This is a genomic window from Methanosarcina spelaei (assembly GCF_002287235.1).
Classification (GTDB): domain Archaea; phylum Halobacteriota; class Methanosarcinia; order Methanosarcinales; family Methanosarcinaceae; genus Methanosarcina; species Methanosarcina spelaei.
Genome location: NZ_LMVP01000351.1, coordinates 1 through 760, shown reverse-complemented (window position 1 = coordinate 760; position 760 = coordinate 1). Strand labels below are relative to the sequence as shown.

General features: G+C 32.9%; 1 protein-coding gene. It reads left to right on the top strand.

Features of this window, described 5'->3' with window-relative positions:
• The coding region (locus ASJ81_RS14490; protein WP_141241744.1) for an ISL3 family transposase at positions 1–700 on the top strand (700 nt) is incomplete at its 5' end.
• Between the last annotated feature and the right edge of the window lie 60 nt (positions 701–760).

Genomic DNA, 760 nt, shown 5'->3' with positions numbered 1-760 from the left:
TCCTAAGTGTGGCAAACCAAACTGTTCAGCCTATGATACTAAGGAAAAAGAGTTACGGCATATTAACCACTTTCAATATGCTACATATTTACACTGTAGAATTCCAAGAATAGAATGTGAAAATTGTGGAGTTCTCAAAATAAAAGTTCCATGGACCCGCGAAAAAAGTAGTTTTACTTTTCGAATGGAAGCTTATATCCTGGAACTCTCAAAAAGAATGCCAGTGTTACAAATTGCGAAGTTGCTTGGAGAAAATGACAAGAAACTTTGGAGAGTCATAAACCATTATACTGACAATGCAAGGTCTAAAGAGGATTTATCGGATGTATGTGTTGTTGGTATAGATGAAACTTCATGCAAGAAAGGACATGAATACATAACTCTTGTTGTTGATATAAAAGATTCGAAAGTAATATTTGTTTGTGAAGGAAAAGACTCTTCGACTATTACCAGTTTTAGCAAAGATCTGCAAGATCATAATGGAAACAAAAGCAACATTAAATCAGTATGTTGCGACATGTCTCCCTCATATATCAGTGGAATTTCTAAAGAATTTAAAGATGCAAAAATTACATTCGATAGATTTCATGTGATGAAAGCGATGAATGAAGGATTAAATGAAGTAAGGATACAAGAACAAAAAAAACCAAGGAACTCAAAAATACCAAATTCATATGGATTACGAACAAGGAAAATCTAACTGATAAACAGAAAAAAAGGCTTTTAAAACTCCAAAATCAAAAACTGGATACATGTAGAG